Below are 20,804 nucleotides of genomic sequence, written 5' to 3'. Positions count from 1 at the left end.
GGCTGGTCAGGCAGTCGCCCGCCGGGGTCTCCAGGCCGGATCGACCGTTGCGAGCGGGAACTGCGGCAGCGGTGCCCACACGGCCCGGACGCGGGTGACGCCGGCGAGGTGCGCGGCGGCCAGGCGGCGCGCCGACGGCCAGTCGGCGACGGTGGGCACACCGCGCACCAAGCGCAGCACGGTCGGCGGAATCGGCCGCCTGGCGCGCAGTTGTTCGACGAGGAAGTCCAGGTCGCCGAGGTCCTGGTCGACGTAGTGCAGCGGCCAGCGGATGTCGGCGACCTCGACCGGCAGGGTCTTTCGTGGGGAGCTCGTGTAGGGGTTGTGGCCGCGCATTTGTTGCCGGCCACGTGAGGCGGCGGTCTTGACCGCGCCGACGGTTCTGCCGAGCGCGGCGGCGATCTCGTGGTTGGACCGGCCGAGGGCGCGTAGGGCCAGGATCTGTCTGTGGTTCGGGGAGACGGGGGCGAGCAGGGTTGTGAGGTCGCGGGAGAGTGCGGCGCCTTCGACCTCGTCACCGCCGGTCGGTAGGAGGTAGTCGAGGTAGTCGGGGTCTGCGATCGGGGTGGAGGGCTTGCGGGCAGCGGCCCGGTAGGCGTCGGCGACCCGGCACTTGGCGATATGGGTGATCCACTTGGGCAGGTCTTCGCGGGTGCCGGGGTAGCGCGGCAGGGATCGCCACACGGACACGAGGACGTCCTGCACGAGGTCGTCCTGGGACACGTGCGCGGGCAGTGGTGCGCGGCAGTAGCCGCGGACCTGGCGGCGGATCAGCGGCTCCCACTCGGCCGCGTCGAACTCGATCGTGGTCATGGGGTGTGCTCCGGGGTGAACAGGTCGAGCTGGACGGGGCGGGTGAGCCGCGGCGGAGGCGGTGGGTGGCAGGTGCAGGGGCAGCGCCAGCGGCACACGCGGTCGGCCAGCCACACCTCGGCGTGGCTGTTGCGGAAGGCGCCGCCGCGGCTGGTACGGCTGCGGTGGAAGTAGGGCTCGGGGAACTGGGCGGGGTGGGTGCCGCCCCGCTTGAGCAGGTAGGTCTCGTTCGAGGGGAGCGGTACGTGGGGGGTGCACTGGTCGTGGTTGCCGTTGCGGCAGTGGCCGGTGGCTCCGTGCTGGCAGGCGCACTGGAGGTGGAAGGCGGGGACCTCGTGGAAGGTCTTGCGCATGCCGGGGGTCCACACGGTGGTGCGGACCCACTCGGCCTCGTCGGGGGTCACGGGTCGGCCTTGGCGCAGCAGTCGGCGACGTAGGCGAAGCCGTCCTGGGTGGGGGTGCGGCGGATCGCGGTGCCGATGGGGAACGTCTCGCCGCAGCTGTGGCAGGCGCCGGGGAAGTGGGCCCGGAACCAGCGGATGAGGCCGCTGGCCGGGTCGGCGAGCAGCCGGGCGCGGACGGCCTGGCGCTCGGCGTCGACCTCCTCCTGCGGGGTGCGCCCGCCCCGGTGCTGGGGGCAGGCGCACTGGTCGACCAGGAGTTCGGTGGTGTCGCAGCGGGTGTCAGCCATCGGCTTGTCCCTGCAGGGCGCGCATCAGCCCGTCACGCAGGTCAGCCACGGTCGGCCTCCTCGGCTTCGGCGAGGCGGACGACGGCGACCGCGAGCGTGCAGGCCACCGCGGTGTGCATGCCGGCGATCGAGTACGCGCCGGTGACCTGCATCAGGGCTTCCTGGCGGCCTTCTTCGGCGATGAGGCGGCGCACCGCGCGCAGTTCCTGGTCGAGGCGTCGGTTGCACTCGGCGATGGCCTGGTCGATGTGGGCGAGCTGGGCGGGTGGGATCCGGTCAGCCACGGGACACCTCTTCGTGCTCGGCGGTGGCGGTGTGCGGCGCGGCGGGTACCTCGGTCAGCGCGTATAGCCGCCAGCCCTCGACGTAGCCGTGCGCGTGGCACGAGGCGAGCGCCCGTTGGCCGTCCTCGACGGTGGTGTGCACCACGCCGTCCCAGCCGCCGGGGTCGAAGTCGGCCGGGGTCGAGGCGCGGCCGGCGCGCGCGTCCTCGTCGGACGGGCCGACGATCAGGTAGCCGATCGCTGCGGGTGCCGGGTCCGTGGTGGGCTCGGCGCACGTGGGGCACTCCAGCAGCCCGTTGCCCGGGCGGCGGCCAGCGCGCTGCTCCTCGGCGTTCTCCGGTGACCAGTTGGCGTCCTCGATCCAGCCGTCCTGGCACTGGTGCGCCGCGTCGTCAGGGGTGAGGCGGGCCAGCTTGGCCTCGGCGTCGGCGTGCGCGGTGTCGCGCTGGAACGTCAGGCGGGTCAGCACGGGGTGCACCGGGGCGAGGAGGTCGGCGGCGAGTTCGCGGGCCTGCGCCATGACGTCGCCGCGGCTGATGGTGAGGACGTCGCCGAAGCGGTTCACGAGCCGCCCGGCGACGGCGTCGAGGAGGTCCGGGCCGGGGCCGACCTCGGACGCCTCGGCGGCCGGGGTGCCGGGGACGGTGCCGATGACCGGCCAGAGGGCCACGTCGCCGTTGGCCAGGTGGTAGTCGCGGCGGTCGAGCGCGGCCCAGCGCCAGCCGTGGGGGAACTGGGCGGTGTCGTTCGGGTCGTCGCGGTCGGTGTCGGCGACCGCGACGACGATGCGGCCCATGGGGCTGCGGCGGACGGTGCCGGTCGGGTCGTCCGCGGGGTTGGTGGTCATGGGCGGGCCTTTCGGGTGCTGAGTGCTCGGGCGAGGCGTCGCCACCACGGCGGCCTGGGGCGCGGGCGGGGCTTGGCCAGCAGGCCGGCGGTGTCGCCGCCGCGCGGGCGCAGTTCGGCGATCAGGGCGTCGTTGGCTTCGATCTCGTGCAGGGCGCGGTCGATGGCCAGCTCGTGGTCGGCGATTTGCTCCTCGATGGCGGCCAGCTCGGTGCTGGAGGGCTGGAGGGCGAACGCGGTCTGGTCGACGTCCGCGGGCTGCTCGGCGGCTTCCTGGGCGATCTCGGCCAGCGCCTCGGCTGCCCGCTCGCGGTCCTCGGGGGTCGAGCCGTGCAGCTCGACCGTCACGGGCGGCGTCGCGGGGGCGTCTTCCCAGCGGCCGGTGAGCATCGGGTCGTCGGCGGCGCGGCGGACGGCGTCGACGGCGTAGCGGAGGGCGTCGAGGCCTTGGCGTTCGGGGCGTGAGGGGAGCGGCAGGCCGAGGAGGTCGGCGGCCTCCTCGGCGGTCATCGGGGGTGCGTTGAACCGGGCGTGGGCGAGGGCGGCGAGCCGGTCGCGGTGGGCAGCCTTGAGGCGCGCAACCTTGGCGGGCACCTGGGCCAGGGCGGTGGCGACGTGCGCGATGGCTGCGCGGTCCTGTTCGTCCAGCGTCTCGGGCACCAGCTCGTCGGCCTCGCGGACGTCGGCAAGCTGGGTGCGGCAGAGGCGGGCGAGGTCGGCCAGGCGGGCGCGGAGGGCCTGCTCTTCGGCGGTCAGCTCGACGGGGTCGGGGGCGCCGGTGCGGGCGGTGTCGGCGGCGCGGCGGGCGCAGCCGGGGGTGCACCAGGGCGACAGCCAGGTGAACACCAGCTCGGTGCAGCCGCGGCGGGCGCACAGCACGGGGTGGGCGAGGGCGGCCTCGATGGCGGCGAGGGTGCCGGGCAGGCTGCGGTAGCTCATGCGGTCACCGCCAGGAGGTCGCGGGCGGCCTGCTGGACGTGGTCGGGCGGGGTGAACCAGCCCTGCCGGCCGGGGCCGGGGATGGGCTCGGCGAAGGCCCGCGGCTGGCGGACGTCCCAGTGCTTCTGGCTGCGGAAACACCACGGGCCGCACGTGCTGGTGCAGGTGTCGTCGTGGTGGATGTCGTCCAGGTTGGCGACGCCGAGGTAGCCGGTGGGGTGCTCGGCGGGCCACGGGGTGACATCCAGGTCGTGGGTCTCGGCCAGGAGCAGCGCGCCGGGTTCCCACGCCTGTCCGGCGTGGACGATGAACGGGCCGCGGTGGGCGGTCGACCAGGAGCGGTTCTCGACGGGCTTGATGCCGGCGATGACGAGAGCGGCCCAGGGGCGGCGGATGGTCAGCGCGGGGATGCGCAGCGGCGGCGCGGTGTCGGCGTGGTGGTCGTTGGCCAGCGCGAGCAGCAGGTCGGCGTGGCACGGCTGGCCGGGCGGGCACCAGCACGCGAGGTTCCGCCCGGCGAGTTCGCGTCGGATCTCGCTGTCGCTCGGGTAGCCGATGAAGTCGGCCCAGCCAGGCGAGGGTGTGCGGCGGGCGTCGAGGTATCGCCGGAACTTCAGCACGACGTCGGCGGCCGAGTGGTCTCGGTCGATCTTCCAGGGGTTGCCCCACTTCGACGGGCGGGTCACGACGACGGTGTCGGGCGGGAGTCGCCAGCCGGCGGCGCGGCTGAGCTGGACGCGGGTGGGCGCTGCGGCGGTCGTCATCGGCGGGACTTCCTGGTGCGGCGGTGGGTGCGGTTGCGGTAGGCGTGCCCGTCGACGGCCAGGCGCGGCGGGCGGACGGTCGAGCGGTGGACGATGCGGCCGTCGCGGCACAGCACGTGCCCGGTGAGGCCGAGGGCGCGGCCGAGGACGGCGCGCTCGTACGGCGGCAGGTGCGCGGGCAGCAGCATCGGCCGGTGGCGGTAGAGGGTGCGGGTGATGCCGTGCATGTGCAGCCCGCCGTCGGCGCTGGCGCGGAAGGTGTTGCGGGCGATCCACCCGGCGACCTCGTGCACGCGCCGGCGGGTCGCGCCCGGCGCGGTGGTCGCGGGGCGCCCCTCTACGCGCGCGACGGCGGCGGGCGACCGGTCGCGCGCCGCCGGGTTGGTGGTCATGCTCCGGTCACCTGGCCGTCGACGTGGATCTGGTCGCCGATGACGATCCAGCCGTCGTGGTCGAGCGTGGCGAGGTAGCGGCCGGGCGCGGGCGGGGGGTCGAGGGTCGCGTTGCGGTCCCAGGCGTGGTGGACGGGGCAGTCGAAGAGGCTGGGGCGGCAGGTGAGGGGGTGCTGGATGCCGTAGCGGTCGGCGTTCAGCTCGATGACGTGGTCGGTCTGGTCGGCGCCGAGGGCGAGGAGCTGGGCGCGTGCTTCGTCGCGTTCGCGGGTGAGGCGTTGGAGGGTGGGGCGGATGACGGTCATGGCCATGGTGGCGATGGCGTCGGGGCGGTCGGTGGCGCTGTCGTTGACGGCGGCGCGGATGGCGCTGTGGAGGTGCTGCTGGAGGTCGGAGGGCAGGTTGAGCCGGTCGAGTTCGGTGGCGTACCAGGTGAGCAGGCTGGCGGCGTGTTCGGCAACGTAGCCGGGGCGGAGGTCGAGGCCCTGCTTGACCTGGACTTCGTCGGTGGTGAGCGGGTGGGCTTGGAGGGTGGGGAGCAGGGCGTTAAGGACGCGCTGGTGGTCGGCGGTGTGCTGGTCGGCCTCGTCGCCCTGGCGCTCGAACTCGCGGGCGATGTCGTGGAGGCAGGCGACGTCCATCCAGGTCAGGGGGAGGTCGGCGCGGATGGGTGTGCCGGCGGTGAGGTCGGTTTGGGCCAGGTAGGTGGCGCGGGCGTGGTCGACGGCGCGTTGCATGGCGGCGGGTGCCCAGCGGACGGCGCTGACGCGTCCGCTGTGATCGTTTCTGGGGGTGAGGGGCGGCTGGTTGGTCATGATCGGCTCTCCGGGGGCTGTGCGGCGGTCTGAGGGGGCCGTGCGGGGTGCTGTGGCTCGTCGGGGGTGGGCGTGGTGCGGGCTTCGTGGAACCAGTCGAGTTCGATCCAGCCGCGGTGGCTGGGTTTGCGGCAGCGCTGCCGTGGGGCGGCGGTGCACCAGGTGCAGGGGCGGAGGAGCGGGTTGTCGCGGACTTCGTCGGGCTGGGTGCCGTTGGGGCCCCAGCGGAAGAGGCCGGCGGAGGTGCCGCCGGTCTTGCGGCGGCCGTGGCGGGTCATGGCGGGGTGTCCTCGGTGGACGGTGGTCGGCGGGCGAGGCCGCGGGGGAGGGTGCGGGCGGCGGCGCGTTGGCCGGTGCGGGGGACGCGGCTGGGTTTGACGGCGGCGCGGGCGAGGGCGATGCCTCGGGCGTAGCGGGCGCCGCTGGCGGGGTCGTGGTCGCAGGGGACGGGGCTGCCGGCGGTGTAGCCGTGGTCGTCGCACATGCCGCAGTCGGCGATGGCGGCGAGTCGGGCTTGGGTGCGGGCGGCGAGTTCGTGGACGCGCGGGCCGGTTTCGGTGCGGGCGGCTCGGACGATGAACGGTTCGGGTTGGGCGTCGGGCTTGCGCGCGGTCGGTGGTTGCGTTGGTAGTCCGGTAGGTGGTTGGTCGTAGTTGGTGGTTGGTATGTGGGTGGTAGGCAGTCGCCTAGGTGACCGGTCAATTGGGTCGTTTTGACGCCTCAATCGGCCGGGAGTGGTCGTTTCTGACTCCTGAAACCGGTTTTCAGGAGTCGCTTGGGTGACTGCCGGATTGGCCTCTGTGGACAACTCGGGACGTGATTGACCGGTCGCCTGGATGACCGGCGGATGCGGGTTGTCCACAGGGCGGGGGGCTGATTGAGGCGTCTCCCTGGTGACCGCCGGATCGTCGGCGGGGTCCTCGGAGGCGTCGTTCGGCGCGAGCAGGTCGACCCGGTCGAGCAGGTCCACGGGCAGCGTCAGCCGCCACGTGGTGGTGCGCCCGCCGCGTCCCCGGCCGCCGCCCCGCGCGGTGATCTCGATCAGGCCGTAGTCGTCGCGCAGCTCGGCCAGACGGCGCCGGACGGTGCTGGGGCTGTAGCCGGTGACCGCGCACAGCGCCTTCGAGCCGGGGCGCACGCGGGAGCCGTCCGGGTCGGCGTAGGTCGCGAGGACGAGCGCGAGCAGCTTGGTCTTGTCCTGCATGCGGATGCGGCGCACGAGGCGTTCCCACTCGAACCGGCCGCACGGGCGGCGGTCGGTGTCCGGGGTGGTCGGGACGGCGCTCGACATCAGGCGGTCGCCCTGCGGTCGCGGTCGGCCAGGCGCTCGGAGACGCGGGCGGCCAGGACGCGGGCCTGGGCGGCGGGCACGTCCAGCGCGCGCAGCCGCCGGTACTCGGTGGCGTTGGCGCGCCAGGACAGCAGCTCGACGGGGGTGGCGTCGTCGGGGCACATCGCGGCCAGCAGCACCACGAGGGCGCGCAGCGCGGTGGTCTCGTCGCCGTAGACGTCGACGGCGTCCGCGAGCGCGGTCTCCATGTACAGCCGCGAGTCGTGGTGGGCGGCGTGGACCAGGCGCCCGGCGAAGGGCAGCAGCCGGTCCAGCTTCGGGTCGCCGGTGGGCGAGGGGGTGGTGCGTGGTGCGTCCACGGCGGCCTCCAGGTGGTGATGTGGGGTTGTGATCGGCGGGCGCGGTGGGGTGCTGGAGGGGTTTGGCCGGTGGTCCGCGCCCAGGGGGAGTGGGCGCGGACCACCGCGGGGTGGGTCAGGCGTCGGAGCGGGCCGTCAGCGCGGCGGGCGCGTTGGCCTTGAGCAGCGGCACGATGCCGTCCAGGGCCTCGCGGACGCGCGCCAGCAGGGTGGCGAACGCGTCGTCCTTCGCCCGGTCGGCGCGCAGCAGGGAGAAGCCGATGCCGAGGTGGCCCTGGTCGACGTGGTAGCGCAGCCGGGCGGTGACGTCGACCGGGTCCACGCCCCGCCAGGGCGCGATCCGGACCGTGAACTCCTTGGGGATTTCCACGTCGCCGGACCGGGTGCGGCCGGCCTTCGCGTCGGTCTCCTCCTTGTAGGTGAGCTGCACGTCGCCGTTCTGGACGTTGATCTCGCTGGAGAAGTCCGCGCGTCGGGCGGCCCGGAAGGAGGTGGCGACCTCCCACATGGTCGCGGCGTCCGGGCTGACGACGGTGTGGGCGACGTCCTCCAGGAACGACGCGAACACGTCCTGGCGGACCAGCCTGCCGTCGGCCGCGGCCCACAGCTGCCAGTCGGCGTCCGGCTTCAGCGCGAGGATGGCGCGGTGCTGGCGCCACCCGGCCTGGCCGTCCTCGCCGTGGTCGTCGAACACCGCGACGACCTGGTTGCGGTCGACGTCGGCGTAGACGCGGGTGCGGTGGCCGTTGACGTTGGCGAGCTGGTTGACGAACTGCACGAAGTCGGCGGGGTCGTGGATGGCGACCTCGCCGCGCTGACGCAGGGGCCGGGGCAGGTGCTCCTCCAGGGAGTGCACCACCAGGCGCTCGTCCTCGCGGAACCGCTCGACCACGAACGCGCTGTCGGCGTTGATGGTGTCCTGCGAGACGCCCAACTCGCGGGTGTGCGTGTCGATCTGGTCGAGCAGGCCGGGGACCTCGATGGCCTCGGCGGCGGGGGTGGTGTCGGTCATCGCTGGGTGCGCTCCTGGTCCTGGAACAGGGACTGCTGGTGGGGGTCGTTGCGGTGCAGGCCGCCGTCCTCGTCCACGAAGAAGATCGACGTCTTGGCGTCGGGGGCGGGGACCTTGGCGGCGACGGAACCGGCGACCGTGACGCGCTCGCCGTCGCTGCCCTTGTCGGGCTTGATGTCGAACTTGACCGTGAGGCTGCCGCCCTTGCCGGTCGCGCGGACGGCCTTGAGCAGGGCGGTCAGCTGCTCGCTCGCGCGCTCGTGCACGCGGCCCTTGTCGGCCTGGACGAGCAGGGCCGCGTACTCCTGCTGCGGCTCGTCGTCGTGCTGCTGGTCGGTCACTCGATGTCCCTTCAGGACGGGTGGTGGTGGGTGATGTGGACGGTGGAGATGGACTTCTTGGCGAGCGCGGCCTGGTAGTGGGCGGCGGCCTGGGCGGCGCGGGCGGACGTCCACTCGGGGGCGTCCTCGCGGTCGGCTCGGGCGAGGAACCGGTCACCGAGACGGATGTGCTCGTTGGGGGTGCGGCGGTTGCGTCCGGCCAGGTTGTCCAGCGCGTCGGCGCGGTCCATCAGGTCGGCGGCCAGCTCGCGGAGCTGGTCGGCGGTGAGCACGGCGCCGCCCGCGGTGCGGTCGTCCTGCTGGACGGCCAGCAGCACGCCGTAGTCGCCCGGTGCGGTGGCACCGGCGACCAGGTGGCTGCGCATCGCGTGCAGGCCCTGCGAGGGCCAGGTGCGGGCCGGGATGAGGCCGGGCCGCTCGGCGCGGGCCGCGGTCATCGCCGTGCCCGGCGGGACGGGCCGACCACGCGGGGCTTGCCGACCCTGCGGCGCGGGACGCCGGCGACCTCGATCCAGCCGGCCAGCTCCTCCACGGGCTGGTCGCTGCCCATCGCGGTGGCGGCGGCCAGCGCCAGGGTGGCGTGCACCCTGGCGGCCTTGAGCGCGTTGCCGATCGAGTCCACGCCGTCCTCGCGCTCCGGGTACGTCTCGGCGTTGCGGTCGCCGGGTGCCTGGAGCTGGCACGAGGCCAGCAGCTTCTCGGCCGCCTGGTAGTGCTCGGGTCCGGTGGCCATCACCGGCCGCCGTCCGGCTGGGGCACCTCGCGGTCGGCCAGCACGACGTCGAGCGCGCGGGCCGGGTCCTCCTGGGTGCGCTCCAGCTCCGCGAGGTAGCGCAGCAGCTCGGTCGCCTCGTACCGGGTGAGGTCGCCGACGGCGCTCACGCGGGCCCGCACGAGGCGGCTGAGGGTGTCGAGCAGCGCCTGGCGGCCGGTGACCTTGAACGTCTTGTCCAGGATGGACGTGAGCGCGTCGACCTGGATCCGCGTGGCGGGCCGGGTGTCGACCGGCTCCTCCTGGGCGGGCGGCTCGTCGGCCGGGGGTGCGTCGTCGGCGACCGGCTCGGCGGGCGGCGGCTCGGGCACGGCGGCGTGCTCCGGCTCGGCGGCACGGGCAGCGGCCCGACGCTGGGCCACCTCCTCGGCCTTCGCAGCGCGCAGCTGGGCGGGCGTGGGCGCCGGTTCGTCTGCCGGGGCCTGGGCGGGCGGCTGCTCCGGAGCGGGCCCGGATGTCTCGGGGCTCGGTGCGGTGTTCTTGGCCGTGGGGGTCGGCGTGCTGCCGATCTCGGCGGCCGTCACCTGCGCCTGGGGGAACGCCTCGTCCGCGGTCAGCTCGCCGTTCTTGAGCGACGCGCCGGTGATGCGCAGCTGGGCGACGTCGTGCGCCGTCCAGCGTTCCGACGGCCGACCGACCTGGCGCGCCAGCCGCTCCTCGTCCACGCCGAAGTACTCGGCGTAGTCCCGGATGACGTCCGCGACGCGCTGCGGCAGCGGCACACCGCCGCCGTTCTCGATCGTCTCGCGGCAGATTTTCTCGGCCTCGGCGACGAACCACGGGGGCAGCACGCTGAAGATGGCCTGCCGCACCCGCTTCGCGCCCTGGTTGGCGTTGTTCTCGTAGATGTCGCGGCCCTGGGTGAGCGGCACGGTCGCGCTGTCCTTGTCGCGGGTGTGCGGCACGATGAAGATCGAGCTGACGCGGGTGTTGGTCTGGAGGTCCCAGGCGACGGCCTGCATCTCGGACTGGCCGTGCTCGTCGTCGCGCAGCAGCTCCTGCACCCGGTAGTCGATGTTGCCCCAGATCCGGGCCAGCTCGCGGGCGAGGTACACCGACGAGCCGGTGACGTTGGAGCCGCCGCGCCGGTAGGAGAAGAACGCCTTCTCGGCCAGGTAGGGGTACCGGCAGGACTCGCGCATCGCGGCGATGGCGGCCTGCTGGTTGCGGGGGAAGCGCTGGGCGATGAGCACTGCGGCCTCGACCTCGGCCATGGCGCGGGACTGCTCGATCGCCGTGCCTTGCCCGACGCGGGCGGGGGTGGGCGCGATTTTCTCGATGGTGGTCACCAGGTTTTCCTTTCGGTGATGGCCCAGCGCGGCAGGTCCACGAGGTTGGGCTCGTGGTCGCTGTAGCCGGGCCAGGTGCCGGTGGCGGTGCACTCGGCGTAGATCCCGAGGGCCTGCCGGTTGAGGTGGCGGCCCTCGCGGACCGCCTCGACGTCCAGCTCGACCACGTGCACGAGGTACGGGGCGGTGCGCTCCTGGAAGACGAACAGGAACGCGACCTGCTCGTAGCCGAGGACGGCGCGGGCGGCGTCGTCGTACCAGGCGCGCTGCTGGTGGTAGCCGTAGCGGGCGACCGCCTTACGGATGGACTCCGCGTCGGCGCGGTCGCAGGTCTTGTAGTCGGGGATGATCAGCCGCCCGGCGCTGCTGATCCCGTCGGGCAGCCAGTCCAGCCGGGCCCGGCGCCACACCCCGAACTCGTCGTCCTGCCAGAACAGGGACTGCTCGGCGCGGCCGTGCGCCGGGTCGAACAACCGGACGGCCAGCGGGTGCCTGGCCAGGGCTTCGGCCATGGCCTTGATCTCGGCGTGCTCGTGCGCGAGCAGCGGTACCTCACCGGCGGCGCGGGCCTCGGCGGCCTCCTGCTTGGCGGCCTTCGTGCGCCAGCTGTCGGCGTCGACCACCGCGAGCGTCGGGCCGGTGCCCAGCACGAGCTTGTGCGCGGCGTGGCCCAGGTCGTACTCGCGCTTGGGCGGGGCCGGGTGGTCGAGCCGCCACCGGTACAGCGCGGGCACGTTGGGCGGCAGCAGCAGCTTCGCGCCGCTGCTGGACAGCGACCCACCCGGCACCGGGTCGGCGTGGTAGACCTCGTCCGGAAGGTCGTACACGCCGGGCTCGGTGACCTCCAGGCGCTCGGCGACCGCGGTCACGGGGTCACCGCCGTGACGAGCGTCAGCACGGCCTGGGCCTCGGTCGGGGTGATGCTCCAGTCGACGTCGGCCCACGTGCTGGCCAGCCGCACCACGTCGCTCTCGTCGGCTCGCACACCGAGCTTGGTGTGCAGCCACGTCGCGTATGGGCGCAGCAGCAGCTCCTGCACCAGCGCGCGCTCGGTGGCGCACGGAGCCTCCTGGTAGTCGCCGTGGTCGTCCAGGCAGGACGGGCAGTAGGCGACTTCCGCGTCGTCGTCGCCGACACCACGCTTCGGCGCGTGCAGATCGACCACGACGCGCAGGGTGGCCAGCGCCTCCGGCCAGTCCAGGTGCCAGCCGACGCGCTCCTGCTCGTCCAGGTGCGCGCGCAGCAGCTCGGCGGTGCTCACGGTGGTCGTGGTCATGACGCCACCGCCAGCGGCTCGTCGTCGTCGGCGGCGCGCTCGGCGGCGTCGATGGCGACCTCCACGCACGTGGCGCCCAGCACCTGCTCGACGCGCTCCTCCAGCTCGGTGGGCGCGGCGAGCAGCAGCGCGCCGAGCAGGTCCAGCGGCACCTGGGCGGCGCCGGTGGCGAGCAGGTCGGTGACCTCCTGGCGGTAGGCGGCGTGGATGGCGGCGGCGGCCGTGCACTCGCCGCACGGCTCGTCACCGAGGGCGCGGTGCCGGTCAAAACCGGCGGGCGTGCCGTGCTGGATGGGCTTGCGCTTGGTCATCGGGTCATCTCCGGTGGCACGGTCCGGCTGCTCTCCAGGGCCAGTTCGGCGCGCTCCTCCGTGGTGAGGTCGTCGTCGGGCTGCACGCCGTGCGCGCGGCATCCGGCGGACCGCCAGGGGCGCCCGTCGGGCGAGGGCTTGCAGGGGCAGGTGCGCGGGTTGTCGCGGTACCAGCGGTGCGCGGCGGCCATGGCCTCGGCGTGCGCCTGGACCCGGCCGGCGGCGTAGTGCTGCCGGATGGCCCGGCGCAGCGGCGCGGGCAGCCGGAACCAGCACGAGCTGCACGCGAAGTGCCGGTGACCGACCTGCTGACCGCAGCCGCCGGGGCAGTCGTGGGTGTGGTGGATGCGCGGGCGCGTCATAGGGTGCCGCCCTTGCGGGTGGCGGCGAGCTGGTCGGCCAGCCACCGGCGCAGCGGGATCTCCGGCCACACGACCTTCGCGCCGCTCTTGAAGCTGAGCGGGCCGATGCCGCGGTGTCGCCACTGGCGCAGCGTTTCGGGCTCCTGGCCGACGATCGGGGCGGCCTCGGCGGTGGACAGCAGCTGCCCCAGCTCCTCCTCGCCGCCAGCGGCGGTCTTCTTACGCGTCGCCACGGGGTGCCTCCAGGTGGTGCAGGTAGTAGGGGCGGACCAGCGCGGGCGGCAGGTCCTCGGGGTCGATCCACAAGGGACCCGGGTCGATCCGGACCGTGGGTGTGTCGAGGGATCGGCGGATCTCGGCCAGCTCCTCGGCCCACCCGTCGAGGTGGTCCGGACCGGCCGCGCGCCGGTCCTCCTGGACCACCTCGGCGCCGAGGGCGGCGAGCAGCGCCAGCAGCCCGCCGACGAGCAGCACGGCGGTCACGACTGCCTCGCCTTCGCGCTGGCGCGGTCGATGCAGGCCCCGATCACGCGCGGCCCGATCTCGGCGTCGAGCTGGGCGCGCACGTCGTCGCGGAGCCACAGGGCGATCACGCCGAGCAGTTCGGCCGGGACGCGCACGCTGTTGGTGTGGCCGTCGCGCAGGTAGGCGGCGCGGCGGGCGTCGGTCGCCGCGGTGGTGCACGGCTCGCACGCGGGCTGGTCGGTGCGCAGGTGCTGCCGATAGCCGTCGGGGGTGCCGTGCTGGATGGCCTTGTTGCTCATCGGGCCACCGCCGGGTACTCGTCGTGCACCACGCCGTCCAGCTCGCGCCCGGCGGCCTTCTTGCCCCACCGGCGCATCGGCGCGTGGTGGCCGTCGAGGTCGTCGGCGCGTTCCAACGACCACGGCTTGTGGTGCGGCTCGTACAGCTCCCAGCCGTACTCGTGCGCCCAGGACGCGTAGGCGTGGGTCGCCCCGCGCGCCTCGGCGTCGACCTTCGCGGCGGCCAGCTCCTCGTCGGTGCCGGTCCAGCCGACGGCCGGGTCGCACACCCGGACCGCCCAGGGCGCGGGACCCCACTCACCCCACTGCTTGAACAGCATCGGCACGCTGGCTGCCGCGCACTGGTCGCGGATCGTGCGGGCCCAGTCGGGGTGCATCGGCCGCGCGCCCGGACCGGACTCGCCACCGACCACCACCCAGTCGAGCCGGGGGCCGACGTCCAGCACCTCGGCAAGCCCGTTGCCGTTCACCGTGCCGATCGGCTTCCAGTACGGACGCCCAGTCAGCCAGTAGGTCAGGCGCGGACGGTGGCCGTCGACGAGCGGCCCGTCGAGGTCGATCGGGCCCAGCAGCGGCTCGGCGCTGATCCACCGCACGGCCGCCGGGGTGTCCAGCAGGATCGGGATGCGCCGGCTGGCGGTCGCCTGGTCCTCGGTGCTGACGCCCAACCACACGTTCGGCAGCGGCAGGGCGGACCACGCCAGCGCCTTCTCCTCGCCGCCCATCTCGTGCCACGCAAACCCGACCTCGTCGGCGAACGCCTCGGCCTTCAGCAGCGCCCGCATCCGGGCCGGGCGCTTGGTCAGGACCTGGTAGGTATGCCATGGAGTCGCGGCCATGACGGCGAACACCCGCGCGACCATCGCGTCGGGCACGTCGTCGTGGAACAGGTCGGCGAGGCTGTTGACGAACACCCTCCGCGGCTTGCGCCAGCGGAGTGGCTGCGCCAGGCGCTCCGGGTGCAGCAGCACGCCGGTGGTGCCGCCGACCTCCGCCGAGTCGAACCGCCTGCCCGCCGTCCGGAACGGCGGCGTGCGCTCGATGTAGCAGCGCCGGCAACCCTCGGACACCCGCGTGCACCCGGTGACCGGGTTCCACGTCGCGTCCGTCCACTCGATCCGCGTCTTGTCACCCACGGTCGACCTCCACCCAGCGCTGCTCGACCTCGGTCAGCCGGAAGTGCTGCTCTCGGCTGTCGCCGTCGCGGTCGCGGACGTACACGGTGATCACTGCGGCGTCCGAGTCGAACGTGACGTTGCGCTGACCGCCGTGCAGTTCGTCGTTGCCGCTGAAGCCGTCGAGGATGTGATCAGCCACGGGGCACCTCCTCGTCGGCGGCGAGCCGGGCGGCGTCGGCCGAGCAGCACGGCCGGACCTCAACGAAGTGCGTGCGCCGGTACTGGGCGCAGCTCATCGGGACGCCGTGCGACGAGCAGCACGGGTTGTGGGCGTGCTCGGCCTCGGCGCGGCCTTGGCTGTTCGCGGCCGGGCGCAGCGCCTGAGCCGCGTTGATCACCTCGGCCAGCTGCTGGTCGGCGGGCGCGGTGGACTGCGGCAGGTCCAGCACCGCGCGGAGCTGCCGCAGCCGCACGTCCAGCCACGAGCCGCGCCCGGCCACACCGGGCATGGGCAGCACGCCGGCGGCGATGGCCGTGACGACGATCTGCACCCGGCCCGACGTGCCCCACGCGGCGCTGATCCGCTGCATGTGGGACTTGACCGTCTGCGCGGAGAGGTTGAGCACGCGGCCGATCTCGTCGTCGGTCGCGCCGGTGGCCGCCAGGCGCACGATCTCGGCCTGACGCGAGGTCAGCCCGGGGACCAGGGCGCTCATCGGGTCACCGCCTGGGCGATGGCGTCGGTGGCGACCGGCACGCCCACCGGCGGGCTCTCGACCTCGCGCCGCCAGGACAGCAGCAGCGCGTTCAGCTCGTCCTCGGCCAGCGCGTTGGCCAGCGTGCTGTCGCGGCCGCCGAGGGCGTCCAGCAGCGCGTCGTCCGCGCGGATCTCGGACAGCACGTCGTCCTCGCCGACGACCGTCGCGATCTCGGCGTCGCCGTGGCAGCGCACCACGAACAACACGGTGATCACGACCAGGCACCACTTCGCCACGTGCACCAGCAGTCGGCTCAGCACCACGACCACGACCACTCGGACACGTCGACCGCGACCCGGCGCAGCAGGTGCACCGAGGCGTCCGCGCTGTCCCACGGGTCCCACCCGCTGGCCGTGTCGACCGCGTCGCGCAGCAGCATCGCGGCCGTGCCGTCCACCGACAGCCACGCCTGGACCGGGTCACCGGCCAGGTCACCGGAGACGTACACGGCCACGCGGGTGTCGTAGTTCCGCAGGCTCGCCGTCGCGCGGTCGAGCAGGTAGAACCACGCCAGCGCGGTGTCCACCGCGTGAGCCCGGCGCGCCGGGCGGACCTGCACGCTCACCCGGCCCTGCTGGAACCCCGGGCCGGGGAAGTCCAGGCCGACCAGCTCGCCGAGGCCGCGCTGCCGCAGCGCCGGGTCGGTCGCGACCCGCACCGCCAAGTCCAGAACGCTCACGACGCCACCGCCGTCGAGACCAGCGCGCGCAGCTCGTCGGGCGTGGGGCTGACGGAGGGGTAGCCGCCCGTGATCTCAGGCCAGTCGAGTCGTTCGTCCAGCGCCCGGCCCTCGTCACCGGTGGCGGTCGTGGACACCTCGACCTGGCGGCCCTCGAACTGGCCCGACACCTCCAGGTGGATGCGCGCCGGGTCCCAGCGGGTGGCCTTGATCACCGGGCTGGTCAGCGCGTCGAGCGCGAACAGCACGTCACAGGGCGCTCCGCTGTCGACGCTGACGCGGAGCTGGTAGCGGTACAGGATGAGCGTCACCTGGTCCCGGCGCAGCCCGGTCAGCCCCACGAACCGGATCGTCAGCTCCAGGGACTCGATCAGCGCGGCACCCGAGTTCTCGACCTGGTCTCGCAGCAGCTCGACGCCCTGCGCGGTCAGCTCGTGGTTGCCCAGCTCCTCCTCGCGCTCGGCGACGATGGTCGCCTCGCCGTGCTGCTGGGTCAGCTCGTGCACCAGCTGGACGATGCGCTGAACACCGACGCCCAGGGCACGGGCTACGCCGGTGATGTCGCGGCGGCTCATCGGCCACCGGCCAGGTGCTCGCGGATCGCGGCGAGCACGGCCGGGTCGGCGTACGTGCTCGGCAGCGGGGCGGCCAGGGGGATGGACGCGGCGACCTCGTCCGGCGAGGGGATCGCGTAGCCGCGCGGGGCGGGGTCGGCCTGGATGACCAGGACCGGCTCGGTGGCCGGGGCCGGGCGGTCGGCGGGCGCGGCGGTCTGCTCGGCGAGCGCGTCGACGTCGACCAGCTCGCGGAACCGGGCGGCCTCGCGCACCACGTCGCGGTGGTGGTCGATGTGCCCGCACGGGTTGCGCCAGGTGTCGACCGCGCGCCGGCTGCCGAACAGCGGGATCTCCGTGGGGTTGACCTCGCCGCGCGGGCCGCCGCACTTCGGGCAGACCCACGGCACCGTCACCGTGACGATGCGGGGGAAGTGGTCCTGGCGGTCCTGGACGCGGACCGTGCGCACCTCGGGGTGCAGCGTCGGCTGGTACGCGGCCACGACCGCGTCCACCGCCGCGACCACCGGCGTCGGCAGCGTGCGGGCGTGCTGGTCGACCAGCACGAGCAGGTCGGCTAGCGCGTGCCGGGCCTGGCTCGGCACGATGCCGCGGGCGACGTGCTCCGCGACGCGCACCAGCACCCGCTGGCTCTGGGTGCCCGCCTCGGCGGGCACGGGCGGTATCGTTCGGATGGGCATGGAGTTCTCCGCTCCTGTTCGTTGGGCCGTCTGTCCGCTCCCGGCTGCATTCCGGGGGTGTGGCGGGCGGCCCGTTTTCGTGCGAGGAGTCAGGCGGCGTCGGACAGCACGAGCTGCCGTCGCTGGTCCTTCGGGATGCGCAGGGCGTCGCAGATCCGGCCGAACACCGCCGGGCTGACCCGTTGGCGGTCACCGCGCTCGATCTGGCTGAGGTACTGCAGGCTGATGTCGGCCTTCTCCGCGAAGGCGCGGAGGTTGTGGCCCAGCAGCTGGCGTTCGGTTCGGACTCGGCCGCCGTTGATCTCCACTCCGGCGGGAGTTGGCGTCGTCGTCATGCCGCAGGACACTACGAAGTTCCGCAGAGTTCCGCAACACCCTGCCGCCACATTCCGCAATCCGTAGTCCTGCGGACACGGGGAGTGGCGGTTTCCGCTAGATTCAGCAGGGTTCTAGCGGGGGAGTGACGAACATGGCCGAAGACCAGGACCGACGGCGCATCGCCGAGATGATCCGCCACTACCGGGAACGCGCGGGCCTGAGCGTGGCCGCAGCGGCACGCAAAGCCGGCATCGACCGCGGCACCTGGACATCGGCCGAAACCGGCACCCGCGATACGCAGGGAACCCACCTGGTCGCGATCGAACGCGCACTCGACCTGCCGGCCGGTGCGTTCCGGTCCGGCGCGACAGCGGTCGTGCGGCGGGAACGCGAGCTGGACGCCGCCGAGCGCCGGATCGTCACGGCGACCAACGTCGAGTTCGGCGAGATGCTGCTGGAGGTGATGGCCGTACCGACGATGACCAAGGCCGCGGTCGCGCGGTGGCTGGTCGACGCGCTGGACATGCGCGACGCCTACCGGGCCGAGCAGCAGGCTGACGGTGAAGCTCTCGGAGCGTGACCGAGTGGAGACAACCCTGGGTAGAGAACGGACGCGTTCCGTAACGGGAAGTCATTCCAGAGTGATATTTCTACTCTGAATCGGTATTCCTACTGGCGTGGATCCGCCTTTTTGCGCAAGATCCCAGCGTGCGATCGGGTGATCGCCACTGGCATCTAGGGGACTCCATGTTGAATCCAAAAGTCTGGCGCACAGCGACCCTTGGGCTCGTTGTTCCACTGGCTGTCATGGCCACCAGTGCCTATTTGTTCGCCCCGGAGCTACGGGCCTGGCTGATCGTGCTGCTGCTGATCTACACCACGCACGCGGCGGCCATCGGCTGGATGATCTCCGTCGCAGTCGAGCACGTGGTCAAGCAGCTCCCCTCCGGCACGTCCCTGATTGATGTCACCACCCATCGCGGTCGTTTCGGCGCGGACCGCTAAGTAAGGCGAACCTCACCTTCCCGTTCCAGTCGCCCTGTCCCGCCGCGCGGGACAAATCATTGACTCCGCCTCTTTGTTATGGCCAAACCTGAAAGGAGAAAGAACGATGATCAGAGACCGCTGGTACACCACCGCCGACAACGGCGTCCCTACCGCCACACCTCAGCACGGCCACGGTTGCCGCTGGGAGGCCGGCTACCGCGACCGACCGCGCGGCCCCTGGCGGCGCCGACGGTTCGAGCGCCTGCCGCACGCGAGGATCTTCGCGGCGGACATGGACGCAGTGCGCCGCGCCGACCTGGCCGCCCTCCCCGGCAGCGCGTGATGGCGCCCCAGGACCTCTGGCTCAAGAGCGACGGAGAGCGATCGGCCCGGTACGGCGTCGGCAAGCGGTGGCGGGTGAACTACAACCGCCCGGACGGCACACCCGGCACCAAGGCGTTCGCCCGCAAGACCGACGCGATCGTCTTCGAGAACAACATCAAGGCAGACCTGTCGCGCGGCCAGTTCATCGACCCGGCCGCCGGGAAGATGACCGTGCGCGAGTTCGGGGAGACGTGGGCCCGCAACAAGAAAGCCGCCGTGGACCCCGCCACCGCGCTGCTGATCGAACGCGGGCTGCGGCTGCACATCTACCCGATCCTCGGCGGCGAGCCGCTGTTCAAGCTGGTCAACTCGGACATCCAGAGCTGGGTGACCGACCGCGCCCAGGTCCTCCAGCCCGTCACGCTACGGGCGACCTACCACCTGGTGCTCCAGCCGCTGCTGTCGGCGGCCGTGATCGACAAGAAGATCGGGTCCTCGCCCTGCGTCGCCATCAAGCTGCCGAAACGGCTGAAGCGGCCCTACCACATCCCGCCCGCCAGCAAGGTGCACGCATTGTCGAAGGCGCTGCCGGAGCGCTACCGCGCGGCGCCCTGGCTCGCGGCCGGCTGTGGACTGCGCCCGGCCGAGGTGCTGGGCCTGGAGGACGGCGCCGTCGCGTTCCTCAACGAGGAGGTCGACGTCGTCCAACAGGTCAAGTACATCCCGCGTCGCGGGCAATACCTCGCGCTGCCCAAGACCAAGCTCGTGCGCACCGTGGACCTGCCCGCGGTGGTGGCCGAGGCGGTGACCGAGCAGCTACGGGTGGCGCCGCCGATCGAGTACGAGCTGGACGACGAGACCGACCAGAAGGCGATCAGGATCGACAGGTCGACCGGCGAACGACGTGTGCCTCGCCGCAAGACGCAACTGCTGTTCTCGACCTCGACCGGCAAGCCGCTGTACACCAGCGACTTCTCGAAGATGTGGATCGACGCGGTGGCGGCGGCCGAGCTGCCGAAGGGGTTCCGGTTCCACGACCTGCGCCACTTCTTCGCGACTTCGCTGATCCATAACGGTGCGAGCGTGGAGACCGTGCGACTGACCCTTGGGCACGCCACGTTGAAGACGACGTTCGAGACCTACGTCCACGAGTGGCCGGACCTGAAGGAACAGCCTCGGTCGATCATGGACCGGGTGCTGGCGCGCGCTCGGTGATGATCTTGTACTGGGTCCGTACCGGACCTGTCCGCCGCTGAGGCCGATGCAGGTCAAGCCCGTTCTGGGCGGCGTGTACCGAAGAAGCACATGAACTTCGGCGACGCGAACAACGCGTTCTGGAACGCGAAGGACTCCGACGACTCCACCAACGACGCCACCTACAACGTGACGTACGTGGACTCGCACGACTTCGGGCCGAACAAGTCCAGCGTGCGCTACGCGGGCGGGACGGACGCGTGGGCGGAGAACATGAGCCTGATGTGGACGTTCCGCGGCATCCCGACGCTGTACTACGGCTCGGAGGTCGAGTTCCAGGCGGGCAAGCCGATCGACTGCGGCCCCACCTGCCCGCTGGCCACCACCGGTCGGGCGTACTTCGGCGACGTCATCGCGGGCGCGGTCGTCGCCCCGGACTACGGCGTGGTGTCCTCGGCGTCCGGCGCGGTGGCGACCACGCTGCAGAAACCGCTGGTCAAGCACGTGCAGCGGCTCAACCAGATCCGCCGGGCGGTGCCGGCGCTGCAGAAGGGCCAGTACTCGACCGACGGCGTGTCCGGCGGGATGGCGTTCAAGCGCCGCTACACGTCCGGGTCGGTGGACAGCTTCGCGCTGGTCGCCGTGTCGGGCGGGGCGACGTTCAGCGGCATCCCGAACGGCACCTACCGCGACGCGGTCACCGGTGACACGAGGGTCGTCACCGGCGGCAGCCTGACGGCGTCGGCGGGCGGCAAGGGCAACGCCCGGGTCTACGTGCTGGACCTGCCCGGCAACCCCGCACCGGGCAAGGTCGGCGCCGACGGCCCGTACCTGCGGTGACTCCCGGCGG

At 72.9% G+C, this 20,804-nt stretch carries 35 protein-coding genes and 1 pseudogene; 5 read left to right on the top strand and 31 right to left on the bottom strand.

The genetic code is table 11. From position 1 onward, the window contains the following. Positions 1–6 precede the first annotated feature (6 nt). The 31 genes and pseudogenes from AB0F89_RS26415 to AB0F89_RS26265 all read right to left on the bottom strand — a co-directional run bounded on the left by AB0F89_RS26415 (position 7) and on the right by AB0F89_RS26265 (position 17,466). Positions 7–813, bottom strand: coding sequence for an RNA polymerase sigma factor (locus tag AB0F89_RS26415; protein ID WP_367128295.1), 807 nt, complete (start codon positions 811–813; stop codon positions 7–9). Further along, entirely contained in the window at positions 810–1,217 is a 408-nt protein-coding gene (locus tag AB0F89_RS26410; protein WP_367128294.1) for a DUF6248 family natural product biosynthesis protein, read from the bottom strand. The genes AB0F89_RS26415 and AB0F89_RS26410 overlap by 4 nt, the downstream gene beginning before the upstream one ends. Further along, entirely contained in the window at positions 1,214–1,504 is a 291-nt protein-coding gene (locus tag AB0F89_RS26405) for a hypothetical protein (protein ID WP_367128293.1), read from the bottom strand. The genes AB0F89_RS26410 and AB0F89_RS26405 overlap by 4 nt, the downstream gene beginning before the upstream one ends. A gap of 41 nt (positions 1,505–1,545) precedes the next feature. After that, the gene (locus AB0F89_RS26400) at positions 1,546–1,788 is read right to left on the bottom strand and encodes a hypothetical protein (protein ID WP_367128292.1); all 243 of its coding nucleotides are present in this window, start codon (positions 1,786–1,788) and stop codon (positions 1,546–1,548) included. Next, complete coding sequence (locus AB0F89_RS26395; protein WP_367128291.1) at positions 1,781–2,635, bottom strand: hypothetical protein; 855 nt, start codon at positions 2,633–2,635, stop codon at positions 1,781–1,783. The genes AB0F89_RS26400 and AB0F89_RS26395 overlap by 8 nt, the downstream gene beginning before the upstream one ends. Then, complete coding sequence (locus AB0F89_RS26390; RefSeq protein WP_367128290.1) at positions 2,632–3,573, bottom strand: hypothetical protein; 942 nt, start codon at positions 3,571–3,573, stop codon at positions 2,632–2,634. The genes AB0F89_RS26395 and AB0F89_RS26390 overlap by 4 nt, the downstream gene beginning before the upstream one ends. Continuing rightward, on the bottom strand, positions 3,570–4,337 hold the full coding sequence (locus AB0F89_RS26385; RefSeq protein WP_367128289.1) for a DUF4326 domain-containing protein: 768 nt from the start codon (positions 4,335–4,337) through the stop codon (positions 3,570–3,572). The genes AB0F89_RS26390 and AB0F89_RS26385 overlap by 4 nt, the downstream gene beginning before the upstream one ends. Then, a complete protein-coding gene (locus tag AB0F89_RS26380) occupies positions 4,334–4,729 on the bottom strand; it encodes a hypothetical protein (RefSeq protein WP_367128288.1) in 396 nt (131 codons plus the stop codon). The genes AB0F89_RS26385 and AB0F89_RS26380 overlap by 4 nt, the downstream gene beginning before the upstream one ends. Then, positions 4,726–5,466 (bottom strand): DUF6085 family protein, encoded by a 741-nt coding sequence (locus AB0F89_RS26375; protein WP_367128287.1) that lies wholly within the window; start codon positions 5,464–5,466, stop codon positions 4,726–4,728. Before AB0F89_RS26375 ends, AB0F89_RS26380 begins: the two co-directional genes overlap by 4 nt. Positions 5,467–5,818: 352 nt before the next feature. Continuing rightward, a complete protein-coding gene (locus AB0F89_RS26370; RefSeq protein ID WP_367128286.1) occupies positions 5,819–6,763 on the bottom strand; it encodes a helix-turn-helix domain-containing protein in 945 nt (314 codons plus the stop codon). A gap of 71 nt (positions 6,764–6,834) precedes the next feature. Continuing rightward, positions 6,835–7,194, bottom strand: a complete 360-nt coding sequence (locus tag AB0F89_RS26365) for a hypothetical protein (protein WP_367128285.1) — start codon at positions 7,192–7,194, stop codon at positions 6,835–6,837. A gap of 115 nt (positions 7,195–7,309) precedes the next feature. Next, positions 7,310–8,206 carry a DUF2303 family protein gene (locus AB0F89_RS26360; RefSeq protein WP_367128284.1) on the bottom strand — a complete coding sequence of 299 codons (897 nt, stop codon included), beginning with the start codon at positions 8,204–8,206 and terminating at the stop codon, positions 7,310–7,312. Further along, a complete protein-coding gene (locus AB0F89_RS26355; protein WP_367128283.1) occupies positions 8,203–8,547 on the bottom strand; it encodes a hypothetical protein in 345 nt (114 codons plus the stop codon). Before AB0F89_RS26355 ends, AB0F89_RS26360 begins: the two co-directional genes overlap by 4 nt. Before the next feature lie 11 nt (positions 8,548–8,558). After that, positions 8,559–8,984 (bottom strand): hypothetical protein, encoded by a 426-nt coding sequence (locus tag AB0F89_RS26350; RefSeq protein ID WP_367128282.1) that lies wholly within the window; start codon positions 8,982–8,984, stop codon positions 8,559–8,561. Next, entirely contained in the window at positions 8,981–9,280 is a 300-nt protein-coding gene (locus tag AB0F89_RS26345; RefSeq protein WP_367128281.1) for a hypothetical protein, read from the bottom strand. Before AB0F89_RS26345 ends, AB0F89_RS26350 begins: the two co-directional genes overlap by 4 nt. After that, a complete protein-coding gene (locus AB0F89_RS26340) occupies positions 9,280–10,608 on the bottom strand; it encodes a hypothetical protein (RefSeq protein WP_367128280.1) in 1,329 nt (442 codons plus the stop codon). Before AB0F89_RS26340 ends, AB0F89_RS26345 begins: the two co-directional genes overlap by 1 nt. Continuing rightward, on the bottom strand, positions 10,605–11,477 hold the full coding sequence (locus tag AB0F89_RS26335; RefSeq protein ID WP_367128279.1) for a PD-(D/E)XK nuclease-like domain-containing protein: 873 nt from the start codon (positions 11,475–11,477) through the stop codon (positions 10,605–10,607). Before AB0F89_RS26335 ends, AB0F89_RS26340 begins: the two co-directional genes overlap by 4 nt. Next, positions 11,474–11,884: a hypothetical protein gene (locus AB0F89_RS26330; protein ID WP_367128278.1), complete on the bottom strand. Its 411-nt coding sequence runs from the start codon at positions 11,882–11,884 to the stop codon at positions 11,474–11,476. Before AB0F89_RS26330 ends, AB0F89_RS26335 begins: the two co-directional genes overlap by 4 nt. Next, complete coding sequence (locus tag AB0F89_RS26325; RefSeq protein ID WP_367128277.1) at positions 11,881–12,195, bottom strand: hypothetical protein; 315 nt, start codon at positions 12,193–12,195, stop codon at positions 11,881–11,883. Before AB0F89_RS26325 ends, AB0F89_RS26330 begins: the two co-directional genes overlap by 4 nt. Continuing rightward, the gene (locus tag AB0F89_RS26320) at positions 12,192–12,557 is read right to left on the bottom strand and encodes a hypothetical protein (RefSeq protein WP_367128276.1); all 366 of its coding nucleotides are present in this window, start codon (positions 12,555–12,557) and stop codon (positions 12,192–12,194) included. The genes AB0F89_RS26325 and AB0F89_RS26320 overlap by 4 nt, the downstream gene beginning before the upstream one ends. Further along, entirely contained in the window at positions 12,554–12,790 is a 237-nt protein-coding gene (locus AB0F89_RS26315; protein ID WP_367128275.1) for a helix-turn-helix transcriptional regulator, read from the bottom strand. Before AB0F89_RS26315 ends, AB0F89_RS26320 begins: the two co-directional genes overlap by 4 nt. Continuing rightward, a complete protein-coding gene (locus AB0F89_RS26310) occupies positions 12,777–13,040 on the bottom strand; it encodes a hypothetical protein (RefSeq protein WP_367128274.1) in 264 nt (87 codons plus the stop codon). The genes AB0F89_RS26315 and AB0F89_RS26310 overlap by 14 nt, the downstream gene beginning before the upstream one ends. After that, on the bottom strand, positions 13,037–13,321 hold the full coding sequence (locus AB0F89_RS26305; RefSeq protein ID WP_367128273.1) for a hypothetical protein: 285 nt from the start codon (positions 13,319–13,321) through the stop codon (positions 13,037–13,039). Before AB0F89_RS26305 ends, AB0F89_RS26310 begins: the two co-directional genes overlap by 4 nt. Beyond that, positions 13,318–14,457: a DUF5131 family protein gene (locus AB0F89_RS26300; protein WP_367128272.1), complete on the bottom strand. Its 1,140-nt coding sequence runs from the start codon at positions 14,455–14,457 to the stop codon at positions 13,318–13,320. The genes AB0F89_RS26305 and AB0F89_RS26300 overlap by 4 nt, the downstream gene beginning before the upstream one ends. Then, entirely contained in the window at positions 14,450–14,638 is a 189-nt protein-coding gene (locus AB0F89_RS26295; RefSeq protein WP_367128271.1) for a hypothetical protein, read from the bottom strand. The genes AB0F89_RS26300 and AB0F89_RS26295 overlap by 8 nt, the downstream gene beginning before the upstream one ends. Beyond that, complete coding sequence (locus AB0F89_RS26290; protein WP_367128270.1) at positions 14,631–15,155, bottom strand: response regulator transcription factor; 525 nt, start codon at positions 15,153–15,155, stop codon at positions 14,631–14,633. The genes AB0F89_RS26295 and AB0F89_RS26290 overlap by 8 nt, the downstream gene beginning before the upstream one ends. Before the next feature lie 44 nt (positions 15,156–15,199). Further along, a pseudogene (locus AB0F89_RS26285) lies at positions 15,200–15,337 on the bottom strand (anti-sigma-D factor RsdA); the annotation flags it as partial. Between the two features lie 113 nt (positions 15,338–15,450). Further along, positions 15,451–15,876 (bottom strand): hypothetical protein, encoded by a 426-nt coding sequence (locus AB0F89_RS26280; protein WP_367128269.1) that lies wholly within the window; start codon positions 15,874–15,876, stop codon positions 15,451–15,453. Then, entirely contained in the window at positions 15,873–16,451 is a 579-nt protein-coding gene (locus AB0F89_RS26275; RefSeq protein WP_367128268.1) for a hypothetical protein, read from the bottom strand. The genes AB0F89_RS26280 and AB0F89_RS26275 overlap by 4 nt, the downstream gene beginning before the upstream one ends. After that, on the bottom strand, positions 16,448–17,131 hold the full coding sequence (locus AB0F89_RS26270) for a hypothetical protein (RefSeq protein WP_367128267.1): 684 nt from the start codon (positions 17,129–17,131) through the stop codon (positions 16,448–16,450). Before AB0F89_RS26270 ends, AB0F89_RS26275 begins: the two co-directional genes overlap by 4 nt. Positions 17,132–17,220: 89 nt before the next feature. Then, positions 17,221–17,466, bottom strand: a complete 246-nt coding sequence (locus AB0F89_RS26265; RefSeq protein ID WP_367128266.1) for a helix-turn-helix domain-containing protein — start codon at positions 17,464–17,466, stop codon at positions 17,221–17,223. A gap of 134 nt (positions 17,467–17,600) precedes the next feature. Here AB0F89_RS26265 and AB0F89_RS26260 point away from each other — a divergent pair, with 134 nt between their 5' ends. From AB0F89_RS26260 to AB0F89_RS26240, 5 genes are all read left to right on the top strand, one after another. Further along, complete coding sequence (locus AB0F89_RS26260; protein WP_367128265.1) at positions 17,601–18,029, top strand: helix-turn-helix domain-containing protein; 429 nt, start codon at positions 17,601–17,603, stop codon at positions 18,027–18,029. Positions 18,030–18,256: 227 nt separating this feature from the next. Then, positions 18,257–18,454: a hypothetical protein gene (locus AB0F89_RS26255; RefSeq protein WP_367128264.1), complete on the top strand. Its 198-nt coding sequence runs from the start codon at positions 18,257–18,259 to the stop codon at positions 18,452–18,454. A 106-nt stretch (positions 18,455–18,560) separates the two neighbouring features. After that, the gene (locus AB0F89_RS26250; protein WP_367128263.1) at positions 18,561–18,779 is read left to right on the top strand and encodes a hypothetical protein; all 219 of its coding nucleotides are present in this window, start codon (positions 18,561–18,563) and stop codon (positions 18,777–18,779) included. Then, positions 18,779–19,975: a tyrosine-type recombinase/integrase gene (locus AB0F89_RS26245; RefSeq protein WP_367128262.1), complete on the top strand. Its 1,197-nt coding sequence runs from the start codon at positions 18,779–18,781 to the stop codon at positions 19,973–19,975. Before AB0F89_RS26250 ends, AB0F89_RS26245 begins: the two co-directional genes overlap by 1 nt. A 90-nt stretch (positions 19,976–20,065) precedes the next feature. Then, entirely contained in the window at positions 20,066–20,794 is a 729-nt protein-coding gene (locus AB0F89_RS26240) for a hypothetical protein (RefSeq protein ID WP_367128261.1), read from the top strand. Positions 20,795–20,804 lie beyond the last annotated feature (10 nt).

The sequence above is a fragment of the Saccharothrix sp. HUAS TT1 genome (assembly GCF_040744945.1).
GTDB lineage: Bacteria > Actinomycetota > Actinomycetes > Mycobacteriales > Pseudonocardiaceae > Actinosynnema.
The sequence above is the reverse complement of the archived record's forward strand: the minus strand, read 5'-3'. Positions and strand labels throughout refer to the sequence as shown.